Below are 18,588 nucleotides of genomic sequence, written 5' to 3' on the forward strand. Positions count from 1 at the left end.
ATCTCATGGCGTGATTAAAATAGATACATAGAAATAAGGAAATTCAATGATAACTAACTATAGTTTTCAAGAATATAATAAGTTATGATCTTTCAAAATACTTCTAAGTCAAAACTCACTTTAGCTTTTATTTCTATCGTCATAACTTTTTTTGTATGGCAACAAGGATTAAGAGATAGTTTAAATAGACCATCTGTTTCATTTGATATTAGTCAAAAAGAGCAAGAAATTGCTGAATTATCTGTCCAATCAATACCTGTAAATTTTAAAAAATTTTTTATCATTAATGATCCTGTTGTTCAAATAAATAAATCACTCTCTGATGTCTCATTTGAAGAGCTAACAGAAAGAAATAAATTAATTCGAATAATTACTTCAGAATCAAATGATCCTTTAATTTATAAAAATATATCCAAAGATTTTCAAGATAAAAACTATCAATTTCTGATTGATGAGATAGAAAAAAAATCTAATAACAATTCATATAAAGTAAATTCTGAAAAATTTGATTTATTTAAAGGTGATAGATTTTTATATCACCTTTTAAGCAGGAAATTTGATTTTGACGATAGTGCATTAATAACAAAATCATTTTCAAGCAAAATGTTTTTTAAAATATTAGCCATAAGACTAATACCACTTTTAACAATACTTATTGGCTCTATTCTGGCTTTAAAAATAATATGGACAACTATATCTTTGAAAAAGTTTGGTTGGAAAGAAATTAAATCCTTAGATTTAGAACTAATTGATATGGTTTTATTAATTGCGGGTGGATTTGTTGTTTTAGGAGAAGTGGTATCACCTTTATTTTCTATCAGTTTGGTCGAACTTTTTTCTAAAAATATCTCTAATGAATTGTCTCAATCTTTAAAAATTTTCTTTGGATATCTTTTTATGGCTATTCCTCCATTATGGATAGTTTTTTATCAAATTAAATCCTTAAATGGTGAATTTACTTTTAAAAAGGATTATTTACAGTTCAATTTCTTGCCAATAAAATATGCAATTATTCAGGGAATTAAAGGTTGGTTAACAATTGTGCCTTTTGTTTTATTGATCTCTCTAATTATGAATAGTCTGATCGATAATCAGAATGGTAGTAACCCGTTGCTGGAAATTGTTCTTAATAATAATAATTACTTATCATTTTTTCTATTATTTGTAACAACAACTCTATTAGCTCCTCTATTTGAAGAGATTATATTTCGCGGTATTTTACTACCAACTCTTTCAAGAGATTTTGGAGTTATTTCGGGTATCATAGTTTCAGCTTTTATCTTTGCATTAGCCCATTTAAGTTTGGGAGAAATGCCGCCATTATTTGTTCTAGGGATTGGATTAGCAATTACGAGAATTGCTTCAGGGAGTTTATTTTCCTCAGTGATTATGCATTCTTTATGGAATGGATTGACTTTCTTAAATTTGTTTTTATTGAGGACATAAAGAATTTATTTTTTTACTTGCGAATCAAACAAAAAGATGTTTATTTAATTTATAACACTTCTTTTATTTAGTAATAAATCTTAGATGAAACCTTATGGGCATCAACTTAATTTAAAAAAAAAAGGTTCATATGTAAGTAAAAATAATTCTGAAAAAATATCCAAAATTAATATCAAATTAATACATCAAATTTTTGACACCATTAATATCTCTCTTTTGGTATTAATATTCACCTTATTTTTCTCGTCTTTTGATAGTCAAAGAAAATGGTCAAATACATATAAAAACTTATCTAAAACAAGAGCTATTAACAATAATCTCATTGATTATATTTCTAAAATTGAGGAATTTTATATTAGTGAACTTGAGTCTATCAATACTTACAGAAAAACTAAACCTGAAGATTTAATCTATCTAGATAAACTTCCAGAAAAAAAAGAAAGTTTATTTAAGAAAAATTTAAGTAGTTTCATTGCAGGTTTTAGTGATAGCAAATATCAAAGGGGATATTGATGAAAAAATACAAAAAAATCGTTCGTCTAATACCCCTTGATCAAAGAAGATTTAAATTTCTCTATATTTTTAGCTTACTATTAATATTTTGTTTGTTTGGTAGGTTAGTTAAATTGCAAGTCTTTAATGCTTCTGATTTACAAAGGAAAGCTAGATTAATACAGTCTTCTAAAACTAACGCCTTAAAAAAAAGGAGAGCGATTGTTGATAGAAATAATAGACTAGTTGCTTACGATAAACCGCTCTATAAATTATGGGCCCATCCAAAATATTTTAATTTTCCTGGTGATTCAATTAATAGAGTTCGCAGTATTGAAGAAGTTACAGAAAAATTGTCATCTATCTTGGATATAAATGGTGAAATACTCTTGAGTAAATTTAATAATAAAGTGAGTGGCATCAAGCTTTTAGATAAAATTTCCGAAGAAAAGGCAGAAAAGATTAAGAACCTTCAAATAAGCGGACTTGATTTGTTTAAATATTCGCAGAGATATTATCCACAAGGGGAGCTTTACTCTAATCTTGTAGGTTTTGTTAATGATGAGAATAAGGCTTCAGCAGGTTTAGAGCTTCATCTAGATAATCAAATTAAAGTTTTTAATAAAAGTAATTTAATAAAAAGAGGAGGAGATGGAACTCCTCTACCGGATAATTCAGCCCCAGGTGATTTTATTTCTGATTACAAAAGTTTAGGCCTAACTTTAGATTCAAAATTACAGAAAGCGTCATTCAATGCATTATCAAAGCAAGTAAGTAAATGGAAAGCCAAGAAGGGATTTGCCATAGTTATGGATGTTAATAATGGCCGGATTCTTTCCTTGGTTACATTTCCGTCATATGATCCAAATAAATTTTGGCAGTATAATTCTGAACTCTTTAGAGGTTGGTATTCTCAAGATTTATTTGAACCTGGTTCAACTTTTAAACCTATTAATCTTGCCTTGGCTTTAGAAGAAAAAGTAATCCAGAAAGATGGAGTAGTTGAAGATATTGGAAAAATTAATGTTGGAGGATGGACGCTTTCTAATTGGGATAAAAAAGGCAATGGATATATTGACTATCCAAAAGTTTTGCAGGTTTCAAGTAATGTTGGGATGGTAAAAATAATGCAAAATTTAGATCCTACAATTTATTGGGATAGGCTAAAAAATTTAGGTATAAATAAAAATTTAGAGACTGACTTATTTGAATCAACTGCTGGCCAACTAAAGAGCAAAGATTTATTTGTAAATCAATCAATTGAGCCTGCTGTAACTTCTTTTGGTAAAGGGTTCTCAATCTCGCCACTTAAATTGCTTCAACTTCATGCGGCTCTAGCAAACGGGGGTTTTGAAGTGACTCCACATGTAACCTCAACTTTCAAAGAAAGAGTTAATAAAAATCCAAAGAAACAATTTTTTTCACCGGATGTCTCTAAAATTGTTCTTCAATGGATGGAGAGTGTAGTTGATAAAGGTAGTGGATCTGGAGCAAAAATCGAGGATTATAGGATAGCTGGGAAAACGGGTACTTCTCAAAAAGCCATAAATGGTTCATATACAAATAAAAAAGTTTGTAGTTTTGTCGCAACCTTACCAGTTAATGATCCAAAATTTGCTGTCCTCGTCGTTGTTGATGAGCCATCTAAATCATATGCATATGGTTCAACTGTTGCAGTACCTGTAGCGAAAGAAATTATCGAGAGTTTGATAGTAATTGAAAAAATACCTCCTAATGTTAATGATCACGGAATGATTGTTAAAAAACCCTAAAATTTTCCATTTTTATAAATATTTAGTTCATTATCTGATGATTTCATCAGGAATAAAAGCTAGTTTATGTATATATACGATTATCTAGATATGAAATCAATTTTAGAACAATTGTCCTCAATGACCGTTGTTGTTGCAGATACTGGAGATTTAGATTCGATAAAAAAATTTCAACCAAGGGACGCCACCACTAATCCATCGCTAATACTTGCTGCTGCTAAGAACCCTGATTATGTGAAGTTAATTGATAAAGCTTTAGAAAGTTCACAAAAGACACTGTCCCAAGGATTCTCTGAAATTGAATTAATTAAAGAAACTGTTGACCAAGTTTCAGTATTTTTTGGAAAAGAAATATTGAAAATTATTTCAGGGCGTGTATCTACAGAAGTTGATGCGAGACTGAGCTTTGACACTGACGCTACGGTAGAAAAAGCAAGAAAATTGATCAATCTTTATAAAAATTTTGGAATTGAAAAGGAAAGAATTTTAATTAAGATTGCAGCAACGTGGGAGGGAATTAAGGCAGCTGAAATTTTGGAAAAAGAGGGTATTAAGTGCAACTTAACTTTACTTTTTAACTTCTGCCAAGCTGTAACTTGTGCCAATGCAAAGATAACTCTAATTTCTCCCTTCGTTGGCCGTATATTAGATTGGCATAAAGCAAAAACTGGTAAAACTAGTTTTGTTGGTGCTGAAGATCCTGGTGTTATTTCGGTAACACAGATATACAACTACTTTAAAGAAAAGGGATTCAAGACAGAAGTAATGGGAGCGAGTTTTAGAAATCTCGATGAAATAAAAGAATTAGCAGGTTGCGATCTTTTAACAATTGCACCAAAATTTCTTGAGGAACTTAAAAAAGAAAAAGGGGAGTTAGTTAGGAAATTAGATGAAAGTACCCAAATAAATAATTCTATTGATTACGAATTTGAAGAAAAAGATTTCAGATTAAGTATGTTAGAAGACCAAATGGCAAGTGAAAAGCTTAGTGAAGGAATCACTGGATTCAGTAAGGCTATAGAAGAATTAGAAGAGCTGCTAATAAAGAGATATTCAGAAATTAAAAATCATAAATTGATTCCTGCTAACTAAAGTTAAGTTCGAATTGAAAAAGAATTAAGCCCCCCTTTTTGTTAATAGTCGTCTGATAACTCTTTTAGCAATATCTTCATAACTCATTTCTCCTGATAATATTTGAGCAATACGTTTAGGTGCTGTTTTTCTTTTGACACCTAATTGATATCCAGTTCTGGGAAATCTATAAAATACCTGCGCTATTCTCCTCCCCCAAGCCATTGATTTCCCCCAAATGTTGTTAATCTTCTTCGTATAAAGATTTAAATCATCTACTTTCCCTGATAGGAACTGATCTATGTATTCTGCAGCATAAAAACTGCTAATTAAAGATGGTCTAATTCCTTCAGCTAAAAATGGATCACATAGAGATGCTGCATCTCCAACCGCTAAAACTTTGTCACCATTAATTGAGTGGAAGCCATTCCATATTCTCAGTTTCTTAGTAATTGTTTTATTAGTAAAATCATCAAAACCGAAGCTTCTGATAACTTGTTTATTTATAGCCTGATTTTCTAAGAGACCATTATTTATAAAAGTACCTAAACCAATATTTAAGCTTTCTCTTAGGGGGAATGCCCATGCAAAACCATATTTTATAAATCCAAACTCAAATCTAACTGCATCTCTAGGTATTTCACCTAACCCTTTCAATCTTAATGAGATTGTGTTGGCAAATTTCGGTTTTCTTGGCCCTAAATTGAAATAACTCGCCCATTTCGATTGGGAGCCATCTGCAATTACAAGAAATTCTGTAATATATTTTATTTTGTTATTGCAAGTAATTTCCCATTTATCATTTTTTTTTATGATTTTTTCTATCAATAATGGTCTCATTATCTGAGCTCCATTACTCAAGGATTCATTAAGTAATAATTGATCTAGTTTTTCTCTTTTAACAATCCAAAATGGCGATTCACCAGTCAGATCAGCAGTTACATTATCTGCAGCCTTCCATCTGAATTCAACATTTTTAATTTTTGATTCTATGCAATCTTCTATATTTAAAGGAAGAAATCTTTGCATTGAAGATGCCATCCCACCTGCACATGGTTTGTAATCTTGGGATTTTTCTTTTTCAATAATTAAAACTGAATATCCTTTCTTTGATAGGTTAAGAGCAGTGGAAGATCCTGATAGACCTCCACCAATTATTACAACATCAAATTCTATCAAACTTTTAGAATTTCCTTCTCTTTTTCAGACAATTTAGTTTCTATTAAAGCGATATATTTATCAGTAATTTTCTGAATTTCAGATTGATTATCTCTCGATTCGTCAATTGAAATAAGGCCATCTTTTTCGTCTTTTTTTTCTTTATCAACAGCATCTCTTCTGATATTTCTCAAGGCTACTTTTCCTTCCTCAGCGTATTTAGAGGCTAATTTACAAAATTCTTTTCTTCTTTCTTCTGTTAAAGGAGGAACATTTATTCTTATTACTTTCCCATCATTATTTGGAGTAATACCTAAATCACTCATAGAAATAGATTTCTCAATAGCTTGTAAACATGAAATATCGAAAGGTTGTATTGAGATTGTTTGTGAATCAACAGTGCTTATGGTGGCAAGCGATTTGATTGGTGTTTCTGCTCCGTAGTACTCAACACTTACTCTGTCTAACAATGAAGCATTAGCTCTACCTGTTCTAATTGTATTAAAGTTTCTTTGTGTAGCTTCAATACTTTTATTCATATTTTCTTGAATTTCTTTTTCTTTCATAATTAAAAAAATTAAATGATCTTTAACTAATTAAAGAGCCTATTGGCTCACCAGCAACAGCTCTAGAAATATTCCCTTTTTTGAATATATCAAAAACCATAATTGGGATATTATTATCTTTGCAAAGTGCAATTGCAGTACTGTCCATTACTGCAATTTCATCACTAAGAACTTGTTGATAACTGAGAGAGGAATATTTTTTTGCTTCTTTAAATTGATTTGGATCACGATCGTATACTCCATCAACCTTAGTAGCCTTCATAACAACTTCAGCGTTAATCTCTGCTGCCCTCAAAGCTGCCGTAGTATCAGTTGTAAAAAATGGATTTCCGCATCCACCTCCGAAGACTACAACTCTACCTTTTTCTAGGTGCCTCATGGCCCTTCTTCTGATGTAGGGTTCGGCAATTTCCTGCATTTCGATGGCTGTTTGCACTCTGGTTGCAACTCCAACTCTTTCAAGACCATCTTGAAGTGAAATTGCATTCATTACTGTTGCTAGCATTCCAACATAATCAGCCGTCGCTCTATCCATGCCATCTGCAGACCCTTTAAGCCCCCTAAAAATATTCCCACCCCCAACAACTATTGCAAGTTGTACATTATTTTCGACTACTTTTGAAACATCCTCCGCGATTGACTGAACTATAGCAGGATCAATACCATAAGGTTTTTCACCCATTAGTGCTTCACCACTAAGTTTTAAGAGAACTCTTTTGTAAGTCATTCAATAATTGTACTTTTAAGACATTAGCAAGTAAATGCACCAAATTTATTGTTTGTTCAGATATTGCTTGCGTCTTTAAACATTTCTAAATCTGACTAAATAAAATTTAAATATTAATTTGCTTCAATTTAAAATTCAACACACTTTTGTGCTTTTATTCCTTGTTCTTTAAATGGATGCCTTATTAGTTTCATTTCTGTAACTAAATCAGCGTAATTGATAATTGAATCAGACGCTCCTCTTCCAGTTAAGACAATATGATTTTTTCTATTATTTAAGCTTTCTAGAAAAGTTATTATGTCTTCGGGTGCAAGATAACCAAGTTTTGTCGCAATATTAATTTCATCAAGAATGATAAGTTTATAAGATTCGTTCTTTATGTATTTTTTGGCTAGTTGCCATGCCTCTTGAACTAATTGTTCATCTCTTATCCTGTCTTGTGTTTCCCAAGTGAATCCCTCACCTAATGAATGCCAAGATATGTTTGAAGACAAATTTTTAAGTGCTTTCTCTTCTCCAGTGGTCCAGCCTCCTTTTATAAATTGAATTATTGCTACTTTATAGCCATGTCCTATCGTCCTTAAAGCCATACCTAAAGATGCAGTTGTCTTGCCCTTCCCATTCCCTGTAAAAACAATCAATAATCCTTTTTTTGTTTTTCTAATTTGTAGTCTTTCGGCTTGAATATCTTTTCTTTGCTGCATTCTTTTTTTATATGAGCTCTCATCGCTATCTGGTGATAATTTACCTCCCATTCCAAGTTTATTTGCTTGATTATCGAGGTTAAATATTTTCTCGGAAGATGAAGGTTTTTCTTGCATATGATCCAAATTTTTATTAAATAATTATAAATCTTTAAATATTTTTAGCTCTTTTAACTTTTAAAAGTGCATTATTTACTGCCTGTTGTTGATCTCTTTTAGTAATCCAGTGATGATAAGTTTGAGTATGTAAACTAACCGAATGTCCCATCATTCTGGCAGCAACAGTATCAGGCAAATCATAAAAAATTGTTCTTACTGCCCATGCATGCCTTAGATCATAAGGTTTTATTTGTAAAGAGTAACGCTTAAACTGATCTGTAATTTTTTTTCCAATATTTTGTAAAGTTGTAATTTTAAGGTCTGTATTAATATTTGGTAGTAGTTCTGGATTTTCACCAAGTTTTGATAATTCGAACTTTTCAACCCATTCAGGATGAAATGGCCAAACTTGATGCTCCCCAGTTTTAGTAGTAGGTAAAACTCTAATAATTTTGTCCCCAAAATTAGTTAGAGAACTTAAATCACAAAAAAATACTTCATGATTCCTTAATCCGTATGTAGCCATCAAACCAAAAACAAATTTCCAAGATTTGTTTGGGATTGTCTCCCAAAGTTTCACAATTAACTCGTCTTTAGGCAGATCCCTAAATCCTGCTTTGTTCAGACCATATCCTCTAGAATTTAATTTCCAATCCTCTGGTAGTTTAATTTCCAAAAACTTAGCCAAAACACTAAGAGAAGTAGCGCATTGTTTCCTACTTCTGCTACCTTCCTTGTAACTTTCAAGTGTTTTTTGAAATATTCTTTCTAAAGATTCATTTTCATAATCATTGTAAATATTTAGGATTCTTTTCATATATGGTTTGTAAGAACTTTTCCAAGTAGTTTTTCTAGTGCTGGTTCGAAAATCACTTTTGTTTTCTTTAAAAAAAAATTCTTCAAATTGATTTAATCTATTTGGGAATTCAGAACCATCTTTTATTTGCTTTTTATAAGGGTTGCCAATCCAGTTAATCCAATCAAATTGATTCAATTCCAATTGCAAATTGATTAATTGTAATTTTTTTTTGGCCTCCTCTAATCCAGAAATATCAGCGTTTAAACCAAGAGATATTCTTTGAATTTTAAAGTTATTGTTATCTTCTTTGGAGGGTAGTGAACCACGAATATTTAATTTCTCTCCTCTCTTCTCAATTTTAAGCTTGCTTCCTTGAGTAGCAAATTTATCATTGACATTATTAATTTCCTGAATTAAGTTCATTTACTTATATAATTGTCCATATAATGACGTTTTGTATGTTGATTTTCAATCTCCATAAATTTTAAGATGGATAAAATAGGCGTCTTACTAATGAATTTAGGAGGGCCTGAACGCATTACTGATGTAGGCCCATTCTTATACAATCTTTTTTCTGATCCAGAAATAATCAGGACGCCTTTTCCTGTTTTTCAAAAGCCCCTAGCTTGGTTAATTAGTACGCTGAGGAGTACTACTTCACAACAGGCTTATCTTTCTATAGGTGGAGGTTCTCCTATCAGAAGGATAACTGAACAACAAGCGAGAGAATTACAATCTAAATTACGGGATAAAGGACTTAATGCTACTACCTATATTGCCATGAGATATTGGCATCCTTTTACTGAATCAGCAATAGCTGATATGAAAGCCGACGGCATAGATCAAGTTGTTGTAATACCTTTGTATCCACATTTTTCGATAAGTACTAGTGGTTCGAGCTTTAGGGAATTAAAAAAATTGAGGGATGCTGATGATGAATTTAAGAGGGTTCCAATGAGATGTGTTAGGAGTTGGTTCAGTCAATCAGGTTATTTAAAGTCTATGGTTGAATTAATTTCTGAACAAATTTCACTTTGTGAATTGCCTTCAAAAGCGCATATATTTTTTACTGCTCATGGAGTTCCTAAGAGTTACGTAGAGGAAGCTGGAGACCCTTACAAACAACAAATTGAAGATTGTTCTCTCTTAATAATAAATGAGCTGGAAAAATGTTTAGGACATACTAACCCTCATACACTTTCTTATCAAAGTAGAGTTGGTCCTGTTGAATGGTTGAAGCCTTATACAGAAGAAGTGTTAGCTGATCTTGGAAGATCAAATGTTAATGATCTGATTGTGGTTCCAATAAGTTTTGTTGGAGAGCATATTGAAACATTGCAAGAAATTGATATTGAATATAAAGAAATTGCTGAAAAGGCTGGTATTAAAAACTTTCGGAGAGTTAAAGCTTTAAATACTCATCCTACTTTTATTGAAGGTCTAAGTGATCTCGTGATTTCCTGTTTGGAAGGGCCTCAAGTTAATTTAGAGGAGGCTTCTAAGTTGCCTGAAAAAGTTAAACTTTATCCCCAAGAAAAGTGGCAATGGGGTTGGAATAATAGTTCAGAGGTGTGGAACGGAAGGGTGGCAATGATTATTTTTCTTGTGCTTTTTATTGAACTTATTTCAGGCTCTGGACCTCTACATAAACTTGGCATTTTATAAAGAACAATTGATTTTTACTTGAAAAAAATTAAATCTATTGAAAGATTTTCTGAATACATTTCTGACATTACATTTCTAAATGAGGCAAAAGTATTTAATTAAGTTTAAAATTTATAGTAAATATTGAATTTCTTTAGTGACTCTTACTTCGAGATCCTTTTCAAAGGGTAGTTCAAAACATGAAAATCCAGTTTGGATAACTGGTGCAGATGCACTAATGGATTCTTTAAAAATTCATGGGGTAAAAGTTATATTTGGATATCCTGGTGGAGCCATACTACCTATATATGACGCTGTTCATAAGGCGGAACAAGAAGGTTGGTTAAAGCATTACATGGTAAGGCATGAACAAGGTGGTTCCCATGCCGCTGATGGATATGCAAGATCTACTGGTGAAGTAGGAGTATGTTTTGGTACCTCAGGTCCAGGTGCGACAAATTTGGTAACTGGAATTGCAACTGCTCAAATGGATTCAGTCCCCCTAGTTGTAGTTACAGGCCAAGTCCCAAGACCTGCTATAGGGACAGACGCTTTTCAAGAAACTGATATTTTTGGTATAACTCTTCCAATAGTGAAACATTCATGGGTAATAAGAAATCCTTCAGATATCGCGAAAGTAGTTTCGGAAGCTTTTTTCATAGCCTCCTCTGGTAGACCTGGACCTGTTTTAATTGATATACCCAAAGATGTAGGTCAGGAGTTCTTTAATTACCAAAGAGTTTTGCCTGGTGAGATTATTCCTAAAGGATTTAAAAGGAACGGAGATATTAATGATTTCGATATTAATAAAGCAATTAAACTTATAGAAGATTCTGAAAGACCTCTTTTATATGTGGGAGGTGGGGCAATATCTTCAGGAGCTCATGATGAAATAAGAACTTTGGCAAAGAATTATCAAATACCCGTAACTACAACCTTAATGGGTAAGGGCGCTTTTGATGAAAAAGACAATTTATCAGTAGGGATGTTGGGAATGCACGGAACTGCTTACGCAAATTTTGCTGTTACAGAATGTGATCTTTTAATTGCTGTTGGAGCTAGATTCGATGATAGGGTTACAGGAAAATTAGATACTTTTGCGCCTAATGCAAAGGTAATTCATATAGATATTGACCCAGCAGAAGTTAATAAAAATAGACGCGTAGATGTTGCAATTGTTTCTGATGTTTCAAAAGCTATTCTAAAAATTAATGAGCAATCTCTAAAAAATAAATTTACTTGTCGGACGAAAAACTGGTTAGAAAAAATTGATTTTTGGAAAAATAAACACCCTTTATATGACCCGCCTAAAGAAGGAGAAATTTATCCACAGGAAGTTCTTTTAAAAGTGAGGGAACTTTCACCAGAAGCTTATGTCACTACAGATGTAGGACAACATCAAATGTGGGCTGCTCAATATCTTAGGAATTCTCCAAGAAAATGGATTAGTAGTGCAGGCTTAGGAACTATGGGTTTTGGATTGCCAGCGGCAATTGGAGTAAAAGCAGCCTTACCTAATTCAGATGTAATTTGTATTGCAGGAGATGCAAGTGTATTAATGAATATTCAAGAATTAGGCACTTTATCTCAATATGGTCTAAAGGTGAAATTGATTATTATCAATAATCGCTGGCAAGGGATGGTAAGACAATGGCAGGAAAGTTTCTACGATGAAAGATATTCCTCATCTGATATGAGTTGTGGTGAACCTGATTTTGTAAAACTTGCTGAATCTTTTGGAGTTAAAGGATACTTAATTTCTGATAGAAAACAATTACAGAATGAATTAAAAAGTGCGCTTGATCATGATGGCCCTGCCTTAATTAATATTCTTGTCAGAAGAGGTGAAAATTGTTATCCAATGGTTCCTCCTGGTAAAAGTAATGCTCAAATGGTTGGATATGTTAATTGTGAAGATTAATTTTTTTTGAATTCTTCTTTTACAAAAAATTAACTTTAATATAATTCAAACCTTAGATATTTCTGAATTGAAAAAATTATCAAAATTTTTACTTATAATCTGCTTGATTGTTTTTAATCCTGTAATAGTTAACTCGGCTGAAATTCTTCAAATTAAAAGTTCAAATACTATTTTGGTGGGGGATCAAAATAGAAATTTAACGATTGGATTATTTTGTGTAGATGTAAATGAAAATGATGAGCTTGAAGCAACTAATTTACTTAAGAAAGAATTCCCAAGGGGAAGCAAAGTGAAAATAAAACCCTTTGGTTTCAAAGAGAATATTTTGTTAGCAAAAGTTTTTAATATAAAAGGGACTAAGGAGATGACCGAATTATTAGTTGCTAAAGACTTAACTGGTGAAATTTGTTCAAGTTAATTATCTTTATGAGCAAATAAGATTCCATTGTCTCGAGATTGTTTTGCTCCTTCTCCAGGAATAAAATTCATTATTGAATTTGTATGTGCATAAATTTGAGATGTCTATATTTGTATGAGGGATGTTCTCATTTAAAAGTTGTTTATAGGCAGATCTTTTTAGATCAAGTTGATCTAAGTTTTGCTCTTTGATGTGATTTGAATCACTAAAACTAAGATCTTTTTTAGTTTTAGTCAATTTGACAGTTATGTTTTTGTTTTCGGCCTTTCTATAAAATTCTTTGAGTGTCATTTTATCAACTAGATAATGTTCCTTAGAAATCGCTGGTCCTATTGCAACAAGTAAGTCATCTCTAGATGTCCCAAAAGTATCGAAAATTTTTACCAGATTTTTTATTATTTTTTTTTCTAAACCTTTTCTTCCACAATGCAAGATTGCTACATTTCTTGTTCTTTTATCTGCAAAGAATATTGGCATACAATCAGCTGTGTAAACCCATAAGTTTTGACTGCATTTATTGCCAAAAAGACCATCTGCATCAGTCTTGGTTCCTTTGTGCGAATGAGATCCAAACACTATCACATTGCTGTGCATTTGATTGGAAACACAATTTATTGAATTTTCTTTAAAGTGATTCCCTAATAATTGAAGAAATTTCTCAGAGCAAGACTTCGTGAAGTATGCATGTTTGAAATTATTTTGACTAAGAATAGGTGATGAATAATACTCAAATTTTTTGTTTTGAATATAAATTTCATCTTTTGAGAAATATATTTCTTTGTAAGGAATAGTTCCTGCTCCTAAACTGAATTTATGAAATTAATTCAATATCTCTTAAGATCCAGAATCCTGCAAATTTTTCGATATACGGCGTTGACTGTATTGAAATAAATTGATAGCCAAAAGAATTTTTTTTATTCTCCAAAAACTTTGTATTCAAAATGTTTGCATCTTTTTCTGGTAAATCAGTTACCAGCCACTTATCATCTTCTGCAGCTTCAAGTATGAGTTGGTTCTTATTTACGACTAATTTAATAGGTTCTAAACAACTAAACCATGCAGAAAGTGCTAAAGATCTATCTTTGCTAAAAAGTCTTAATCCTGGAACTAAGTAATTATCATTAACATTTTGCTGAATTGGGAAAATATCTCCAAATTCCATGGGCCAATTTTCTGCTGATTTTAATTCGCCAATTGATATTTCAGATATAGTTAAAGCATCACCCCTGACTGCTTCTGGTAGAGGTGTAGGAGGGTTTTCCATTTTAGAAGTAAAAGTAGGAGCTAGTACACCTCTTACATAACCTTTTTCCTTTGGATAAATCTCTTTTTCAAGAAATTCGATTCTATCTAATAAATTGAAAGTTCTTCTGCTTACAATAGCCTCAATACTTACGGCCTCCAGAGATCTCTTAATGATCGACTTCATTGACGACCTCCAGAATCGAACTATAGAAGGTTTCTCCCACCCTTGTTTTTTTGCCTCACTTATTGCTTCATTTAGTGCCTTTGTAAGCCAAACTGAATTAACTTCATTAGCAGGGCACTTTTTATTCCAAAGAAAAACATCTTCTGTCTTATAACTTCTCGTAGAGCAAATAATTAATTCCCACCTTTTTTTTCCATTTGATTCAATAATTGGTCTTGAGTAAAAGTCTAATTCCCAATCTGAAATTTTTAATTTAAGACTTGACTCAATTTTTTTATTACTGTTCATTTATCTTGTTCTTTTTTATCGAAGAGTGCTTTAGTTTTTAGTGCTCTCTCTGTGGCTTCTTGCATAACTTTTTGCTTATCAATAATTAATTCTCCCGCAGAGTTTTCTAGGAGTGCTGTATTGAGACCAATGCGCCCTTTTTCGAGGTCTATTTCAGATATCAAAGCTTTTATAACTTCCCCTTCTCTAAAAACTTCTCGTAAAGAACGAATCGATCCATTTGTTAGTGAGGATTGATGAAGAAGTCCACTAGCTCCCCCTAAATCAATAAAAAAGCCATATGGTTTTACAGCTAAAACTTCTCCTTCAATTAATTGACCTAATTCAAGACTTGTAAGTTTAGAGACTAATGATGCTTTCTTCTCAGAGAGAACTAATTTTCTGGATTCTGGATTAACCTCAAGAAACGCCACTTTTAGATTTTTGCCAACAAAAGATTGATAATCTTGACCATCTTCAAGTTGGGATCTGGGGATAAATCCTCTTAATCCATCTACGTCACAAGTAAGCCCACCTCTGTTAAATCCATTAATTAAAACGTTAATTAATTCTCCATTTTTTGCGGAATTTGATACTTTCTCCCAACTTTGCCTGAGAATTAATGCCCGAGCGCTCACTGTTACCATTCCATCAGCATTTTGTTCTTTGATAACCAAAACTTCCATTTCAAGGCCTATAGAAAACTTTTCTTTAAAGTTAGTTATGACACCCAAACCACATTCTTTTTTGGGCATATAACCAGGTGCCTTTCCGCCAATGTCAACATATAATCCATCACTTTCGATTGCTATAACCTTACCTGAAATTGTTTCTCCAGTAGCCCCAATTGGCTCATTTGCATTTAAAGCCTCCAAAAAAGCACTTTCATCAAAATCGAATTCATCAACTGTTCTTTCTAATTGAAAATCTATTTTTTGCTCAGAAAAATTAAGCGGTCTATTTAAATCTTGTTGAGTTAAATCTTGTTGAGAAATATCAAAATCCTTAGTCTTTTCATTACTGTCCTCAATTTCTTTTACTGAATTATCTTTAATGATTTGAGGTTTGATTGCAATATTTTCTTTTTTTATATCTTCTTGCGAATTGTTTTGCTCATTATTTATCTCTTGAGAATCTTTCTTGCTTATGTGAAGTACCTGAAGAGGTTTTTTATTGCCCTTTGGTTGGATATTATCTTGGGCATTTTTATTACTTGCTCCCATCGTAGGTAAAATAAGAATAATTAATTATTAACATACTCTAAATGTTAGTACTCAAAATTAAAATTAATGAACTTTAAACCAATATCTAATAAATTTGAATATTTAAATTGGCAAGAAATTGAGAGTATTGCAACAGAAAAAAGATCAACAGTGATTTGGCCATTTGGTGCTGTAGAGCAACATGGACCTCATTTGCCTCTTGCTACAGATAGTATTTTTGTTGATGATATCATTAGCGAAGTTTTTAAATTATTACCTGCCGATATTCCATTAAAAAAACTTCCAACTCAATATATTGGGTTTTCGCCAGAACATAAAGGTTTTGCTGGGACAATTTCACTTTCCTCAAATTTAATAACCTCAATGATTAAGGAAGTCGGAGGTCAATTATCTGAAATGGGTTTTAAAAGATTGATATTAATAAATGGACATGGAGGTCAAATCTCACTACTAAATACAGCGGCAAGAGAGCTAAGAAGTTTCTCACCAGAGATGGCAGTTTTCCCTTGTTTCCTATGGAGTGGTGTTAATGGATTAAGTCAATTGTTAACAAAAACTGAGATCGAGAATGGGCTTCATGCCTCTTTAGCTGAAACAAGTTTGATGCTCGCTTTAAAACCAGAATTAGTGGGTAATGAACGCCCAAATGAGGGCATTAAAGGACAGATCCCAGAAGGCTGGAGTCTAGAGGGGAACGCGCCAACTGCTTGGCTTACTGACGACTTCAGTAAATCAGGTGTTATTGGAGATAGTAGAGGAGCAAATGAGTCTTTAGGAAAAAATTTAAAGGAATTATTGATTAATCATTGGTTCAAATTGATTATGAATCTGATGCAATCAGATTGGCCAAACAATTCTTAAATAAGTTTAAGTAAAAAATGTGACTTAACAATTGAAACTATTTTCATGATATTTAAATAAACTCTCTATAATCATGTAATATTCATGCATAATGAGCTAAAGATTACTGACATGCAAACTCTAGAATCAAATAAAAAAACTATTGAAGAATCGATTAATCCGATTTCTCTAGATTTACCCGACTTCACCACAGATTCTTATAAGGATGCATACAGCAGAATAAATGCAATTGTTATAGAGGGAGAGCAAGAGGCTCATGATAATTACATTTCAATAGCAACTTTAATTCCAAATGAGGTAGAGGAATTAACGAAATTGGCGAGAATGGAAATGAAGCATAAAAAAGGCTTCACTGCATGTGGAAGAAATTTAGGTGTAGTAGCTGATATGGATTTTGCTAAAAAATTCTTTTCTAAATTACATGGTAATTTTCAAGTTGCTCTTGAAAAAGGAAATTTAACAACATGTCTTTTAATACAAGCCATCTTAATTGAAGCATTTGCAATTTCTGCTTATAACGTGTACATAAGAGTTGCGGATCCTTTCGCAAAAAAAATAACAGAGGGAGTGGTTAAAGATGAATATCTTCATTTAAATTACGGCCAAGAGTGGCTTAAAGAGAATCTATCAACTTGTAAAGAGGAATTAATGGAAGCTAATAAGGTTAATCTTCCGTTAATTAAAAAGATGTTAGATGAAGTAGCAGATGACGCATCAGTTTTAGCTATGGACAAAGAAGAATTAATGGAAGAATTTATGATTGCTTATCAAGATACATTAATGGAAATAGGTCTAGATAATAGAGAAATTGCAAGAATGGCTATGGCCGCTATCGTCTAGTTACATTTCTAATTAATTAAGGCTTTTTAATAATTAATCAATCCTATTTAAGTAGTTATCTCTGTGCTATTGTTCTTAACATCGTATAGAAACCATTTATAAATTTTAAATGTTTGGGTTAATAGGCCACTCAACCAGTTTTGAAGATGCAAAAAGAAAAGCTTCGATGCTAGGCTTTGATCACATTGCTGATGGCGACTTGGATGTTTGGTGTACTGCTCCTCCTCAGCTTGTTGAAAATGTAGAAGTTAAGAGTGCAACTGGAATATCTATTGAAGGTTCTTATATAGATTCTTGCTTTGTTCCAGAAATGCTTTCTAGGTTTAAAACCGCTAGAAGAAAAGTACTAAATGCTATGGAACTAGCTCAGAAAAAAGGGATTAATATTACAGCTTTAGGAGGATTTACTTCTATTATTTTTGAGAATTTTAATCTTCTACAGCATAAACAAATTAGAAATACTTCATTAGAGTGGGAAAGATTTACTACTGGCAATACTCATACCGCCTGGGTTATTTGTAAGCAACTAGAAATAAATGCTCCTCGCATTGGGATAGACCTTAAAAAAGCAACTGTTGCTGTAATTGGTGCTACAGGTGATATTGGTAGCGCTGTTTGTAGGTGGCTTATCAATAAAACTGGGATTTCAGAACTCCTTATGGTAGCAAGACAACAAGAACCTCTAGCGCTGTTACAAAAAGAATTAGATGGTGGCACCATAACAAGTTTGGATGAGGCATTGCCTCAGGCGGACATTGTTGTGTGGGTTGCAAGTATGCCTAAAACTATTGAAATTAATACTGACAACTTACAAAAACCATGTTTAATGATTGATGGTGGATATCCCAAAAATCTTGATGAGAAATTTCAGGGTGAAAATATTTATGTTTTAAAAGGAGGTATAGTAGAGTTTTTCAATGATATTGGTTGGAATATGATGGAACTTGCGGAAATGCAAAACCCTCAGCGAGAGATGTTTGCTTGCTTTGCAGAAGCTATGATTTTAGAATTTGAGAAGTGTCATACAAACTTTAGTTGGGGAAGAAATAACATTTCCCTTGAAAAGATGGAATTTATTGGAGCAGCTTCTTTAAAGCATGGTTTTTCCGCCATTGGACTTGATAAGCAGCCTAAAGTATTAACTGTCTAAA

The 18,588-nt window shown here is 32.3% G+C and carries 18 protein-coding genes; 10 read left to right on the top strand and 8 right to left on the bottom strand.

The window, feature by feature from the left end:
• Nucleotides 1-84: 84 nt before the first annotated feature.
• The 4 genes from A9601_RS11890 (at nucleotide 85) to tal (ending at nucleotide 4,802) form a co-directional block, all read left to right on the top strand.
• The gene (locus A9601_RS11890; protein WP_011818024.1) at nucleotides 85-1,446 is read left to right on the top strand and encodes a CPBP family intramembrane glutamic endopeptidase; all 1,362 of its coding nucleotides are present in this window, start codon (nucleotides 85-87) and stop codon (nucleotides 1,444-1,446) included.
• Nucleotides 1,447-1,530: 84 nt separating this feature from the next.
• Entirely contained in the window at nucleotides 1,531-1,959 is a 429-nt protein-coding gene (locus A9601_RS11895; RefSeq protein WP_011818025.1) for a hypothetical protein, read from the top strand.
• The gene (locus tag A9601_RS11900) at nucleotides 1,959-3,710 is read left to right on the top strand and encodes a peptidoglycan D,D-transpeptidase FtsI family protein (RefSeq protein ID WP_011818026.1); all 1,752 of its coding nucleotides are present in this window, start codon (nucleotides 1,959-1,961) and stop codon (nucleotides 3,708-3,710) included. Before A9601_RS11895 ends, A9601_RS11900 begins: the two co-directional genes overlap by 1 nt.
• Before the next feature lie 90 nt (nucleotides 3,711-3,800).
• Nucleotides 3,801-4,802 carry a transaldolase gene (tal, locus tag A9601_RS11905; protein WP_011818027.1) on the top strand — a complete coding sequence of 334 codons (1,002 nt, stop codon included), beginning with the start codon at nucleotides 3,801-3,803 and terminating at the stop codon, nucleotides 4,800-4,802.
• A 24-nt stretch (nucleotides 4,803-4,826) separates the two neighbouring features.
• Here the strand turns inward: tal and A9601_RS11910 are convergent, their stop codons facing one another.
• The 5 genes from A9601_RS11910 to A9601_RS11930 form a co-directional block, all read right to left on the bottom strand.
• Entirely contained in the window at nucleotides 4,827-5,960 is a 1,134-nt protein-coding gene (locus A9601_RS11910) for an NAD(P)/FAD-dependent oxidoreductase (RefSeq protein ID WP_011818028.1), read from the bottom strand.
• A complete protein-coding gene (gene frr, locus A9601_RS11915) occupies nucleotides 5,957-6,505 on the bottom strand; it encodes a ribosome recycling factor (RefSeq protein ID WP_011818029.1) in 549 nt (182 codons plus the stop codon). Before frr ends, A9601_RS11910 begins: the two co-directional genes overlap by 4 nt.
• Before the next feature lie 22 nt (nucleotides 6,506-6,527).
• Nucleotides 6,528-7,232, bottom strand: a complete 705-nt coding sequence (gene pyrH / locus A9601_RS11920) for a UMP kinase (protein ID WP_011818030.1) — start codon at nucleotides 7,230-7,232, stop codon at nucleotides 6,528-6,530.
• A 128-nt stretch (nucleotides 7,233-7,360) separates the two neighbouring features.
• Complete coding sequence (cobO, locus tag A9601_RS11925; RefSeq protein WP_011818031.1) at nucleotides 7,361-8,053, bottom strand: cob(I)yrinic acid a,c-diamide adenosyltransferase; 693 nt, start codon at nucleotides 8,051-8,053, stop codon at nucleotides 7,361-7,363.
• 34 nt (nucleotides 8,054-8,087) lie between these two features.
• Nucleotides 8,088-9,257 (bottom strand): site-specific integrase, encoded by a 1,170-nt coding sequence (locus A9601_RS11930; RefSeq protein ID WP_011818032.1) that lies wholly within the window; start codon nucleotides 9,255-9,257, stop codon nucleotides 8,088-8,090.
• 66 nt (nucleotides 9,258-9,323) lie between these two features.
• Between A9601_RS11930 and hemH the strand changes: the two genes are divergently transcribed.
• The 3 genes from hemH (at nucleotide 9,324) to A9601_RS11945 (ending at nucleotide 12,817) form a co-directional block, all read left to right on the top strand.
• Complete coding sequence (hemH, locus tag A9601_RS11935; protein ID WP_011818033.1) at nucleotides 9,324-10,499, top strand: ferrochelatase; 1,176 nt, start codon at nucleotides 9,324-9,326, stop codon at nucleotides 10,497-10,499.
• 136 nt (nucleotides 10,500-10,635) lie between these two features.
• Nucleotides 10,636-12,399: a biosynthetic-type acetolactate synthase large subunit gene (ilvB, locus tag A9601_RS11940; protein WP_011818034.1), complete on the top strand. Its 1,764-nt coding sequence runs from the start codon at nucleotides 10,636-10,638 to the stop codon at nucleotides 12,397-12,399.
• A gap of 67 nt (nucleotides 12,400-12,466) precedes the next feature.
• A complete protein-coding gene (locus A9601_RS11945; protein ID WP_041484518.1) occupies nucleotides 12,467-12,817 on the top strand; it encodes a hypothetical protein in 351 nt (116 codons plus the stop codon).
• A 6-nt stretch (nucleotides 12,818-12,823) separates the two neighbouring features.
• Here A9601_RS11945 and pgeF read toward each other — a convergent pair whose 3' ends face one another.
• The 3 genes from pgeF to A9601_RS11960 are packed head-to-tail and all read right to left on the bottom strand — an operon-like array spanning nucleotide 12,824 to nucleotide 15,736.
• Nucleotides 12,824-13,606 (bottom strand): peptidoglycan editing factor PgeF, encoded by a 783-nt coding sequence (pgeF, locus tag A9601_RS18300; RefSeq protein WP_343205481.1) that lies wholly within the window; start codon nucleotides 13,604-13,606, stop codon nucleotides 12,824-12,826.
• Between the two features lie 22 nt (nucleotides 13,607-13,628).
• On the bottom strand, nucleotides 13,629-14,534 hold the full coding sequence (locus tag A9601_RS11955; RefSeq protein WP_011818037.1) for a Tab2 family RNA-binding protein: 906 nt from the start codon (nucleotides 14,532-14,534) through the stop codon (nucleotides 13,629-13,631).
• The gene (locus tag A9601_RS11960) at nucleotides 14,531-15,736 is read right to left on the bottom strand and encodes a S1 RNA-binding domain-containing protein (RefSeq protein ID WP_011818038.1); all 1,206 of its coding nucleotides are present in this window, start codon (nucleotides 15,734-15,736) and stop codon (nucleotides 14,531-14,533) included. The genes A9601_RS11955 and A9601_RS11960 overlap by 4 nt, the downstream gene beginning before the upstream one ends.
• Nucleotides 15,737-15,802: 66 nt before the next feature.
• Between A9601_RS11960 and A9601_RS11965 the strand changes: the two genes are divergently transcribed.
• The 3 genes from A9601_RS11965 to A9601_RS11975 all read left to right on the top strand — a co-directional run bounded on the left by A9601_RS11965 (nucleotide 15,803) and on the right by A9601_RS11975 (nucleotide 18,587).
• Nucleotides 15,803-16,597, top strand: coding sequence for a creatininase family protein (locus A9601_RS11965; protein WP_011818039.1), 795 nt, complete (start codon nucleotides 15,803-15,805; stop codon nucleotides 16,595-16,597).
• A 111-nt stretch (nucleotides 16,598-16,708) separates the two neighbouring features.
• Nucleotides 16,709-17,437, top strand: a complete 729-nt coding sequence (locus tag A9601_RS11970) for an aldehyde oxygenase (deformylating) (protein WP_041484595.1) — start codon at nucleotides 16,709-16,711, stop codon at nucleotides 17,435-17,437.
• A 109-nt stretch (nucleotides 17,438-17,546) separates the two neighbouring features.
• Nucleotides 17,547-18,587, top strand: coding sequence for a long-chain acyl-[acyl-carrier-protein] reductase (locus A9601_RS11975; protein ID WP_011818041.1), 1,041 nt, complete (start codon nucleotides 17,547-17,549; stop codon nucleotides 18,585-18,587).
• Nucleotide 18,588: the final 1 nt, after the last annotated feature.

The organism is Prochlorococcus marinus str. AS9601, assembly GCF_000015645.1.
In the GTDB taxonomy this organism is placed as follows: domain Bacteria; phylum Cyanobacteriota; class Cyanobacteriia; order PCC-6307; family Cyanobiaceae; genus Prochlorococcus_A; species Prochlorococcus_A marinus_O.

Bases quoted from the DNA above. Each gene is read 5' to 3' on its own strand.
- A9601_RS11930 (WP_011818032.1), bottom strand. From the start codon at position 9,257: ATGAACTTAATTCAGGAAATTAATAATGTCAATGATAAATTTGCTACT.
- A9601_RS11965 (WP_011818039.1), top strand. From the start codon at position 15,803: ATGAACTTTAAACCAATATCTAATAAATTTGAATATTTAAATTGGCAA.
- frr (WP_011818029.1), bottom strand. From the start codon at position 6,505: ATGAAAGAAAAAGAAATTCAAGAAAATATGAATAAAAGTATTGAAGCT.
- A9601_RS11900 (WP_011818026.1), top strand. From the start codon at position 1,959: ATGAAAAAATACAAAAAAATCGTTCGTCTAATACCCCTTGATCAAAGA.
- pyrH (WP_011818030.1), bottom strand. From the start codon at position 7,232: ATGACTTACAAAAGAGTTCTCTTAAAACTTAGTGGTGAAGCACTAATG.
- A9601_RS11955 (WP_011818037.1), bottom strand. From the start codon at position 14,534: ATGAACAGTAATAAAAAAATTGAGTCAAGTCTTAAATTAAAAATTTCA.
- A9601_RS11960 (WP_011818038.1), bottom strand. From the start codon at position 15,736: ATGGGAGCAAGTAATAAAAATGCCCAAGATAATATCCAACCAAAGGGC.
- A9601_RS11895 (WP_011818025.1), top strand. From the start codon at position 1,531: ATGAAACCTTATGGGCATCAACTTAATTTAAAAAAAAAAGGTTCATAT.
- A9601_RS11890 (WP_011818024.1), top strand. From the start codon at position 85: ATGATCTTTCAAAATACTTCTAAGTCAAAACTCACTTTAGCTTTTATT.
- tal (WP_011818027.1), top strand. From the start codon at position 3,801: ATGAAATCAATTTTAGAACAATTGTCCTCAATGACCGTTGTTGTTGCA.
- hemH (WP_011818033.1), top strand. From the start codon at position 9,324: ATGGATAAAATAGGCGTCTTACTAATGAATTTAGGAGGGCCTGAACGC.
- A9601_RS11970 (WP_041484595.1), top strand. From the start codon at position 16,709: ATGCAAACTCTAGAATCAAATAAAAAAACTATTGAAGAATCGATTAAT.
- A9601_RS11975 (WP_011818041.1), top strand. From the start codon at position 17,547: ATGTTTGGGTTAATAGGCCACTCAACCAGTTTTGAAGATGCAAAAAGA.
- cobO (WP_011818031.1), bottom strand. From the start codon at position 8,053: ATGCAAGAAAAACCTTCATCTTCCGAGAAAATATTTAACCTCGATAAT.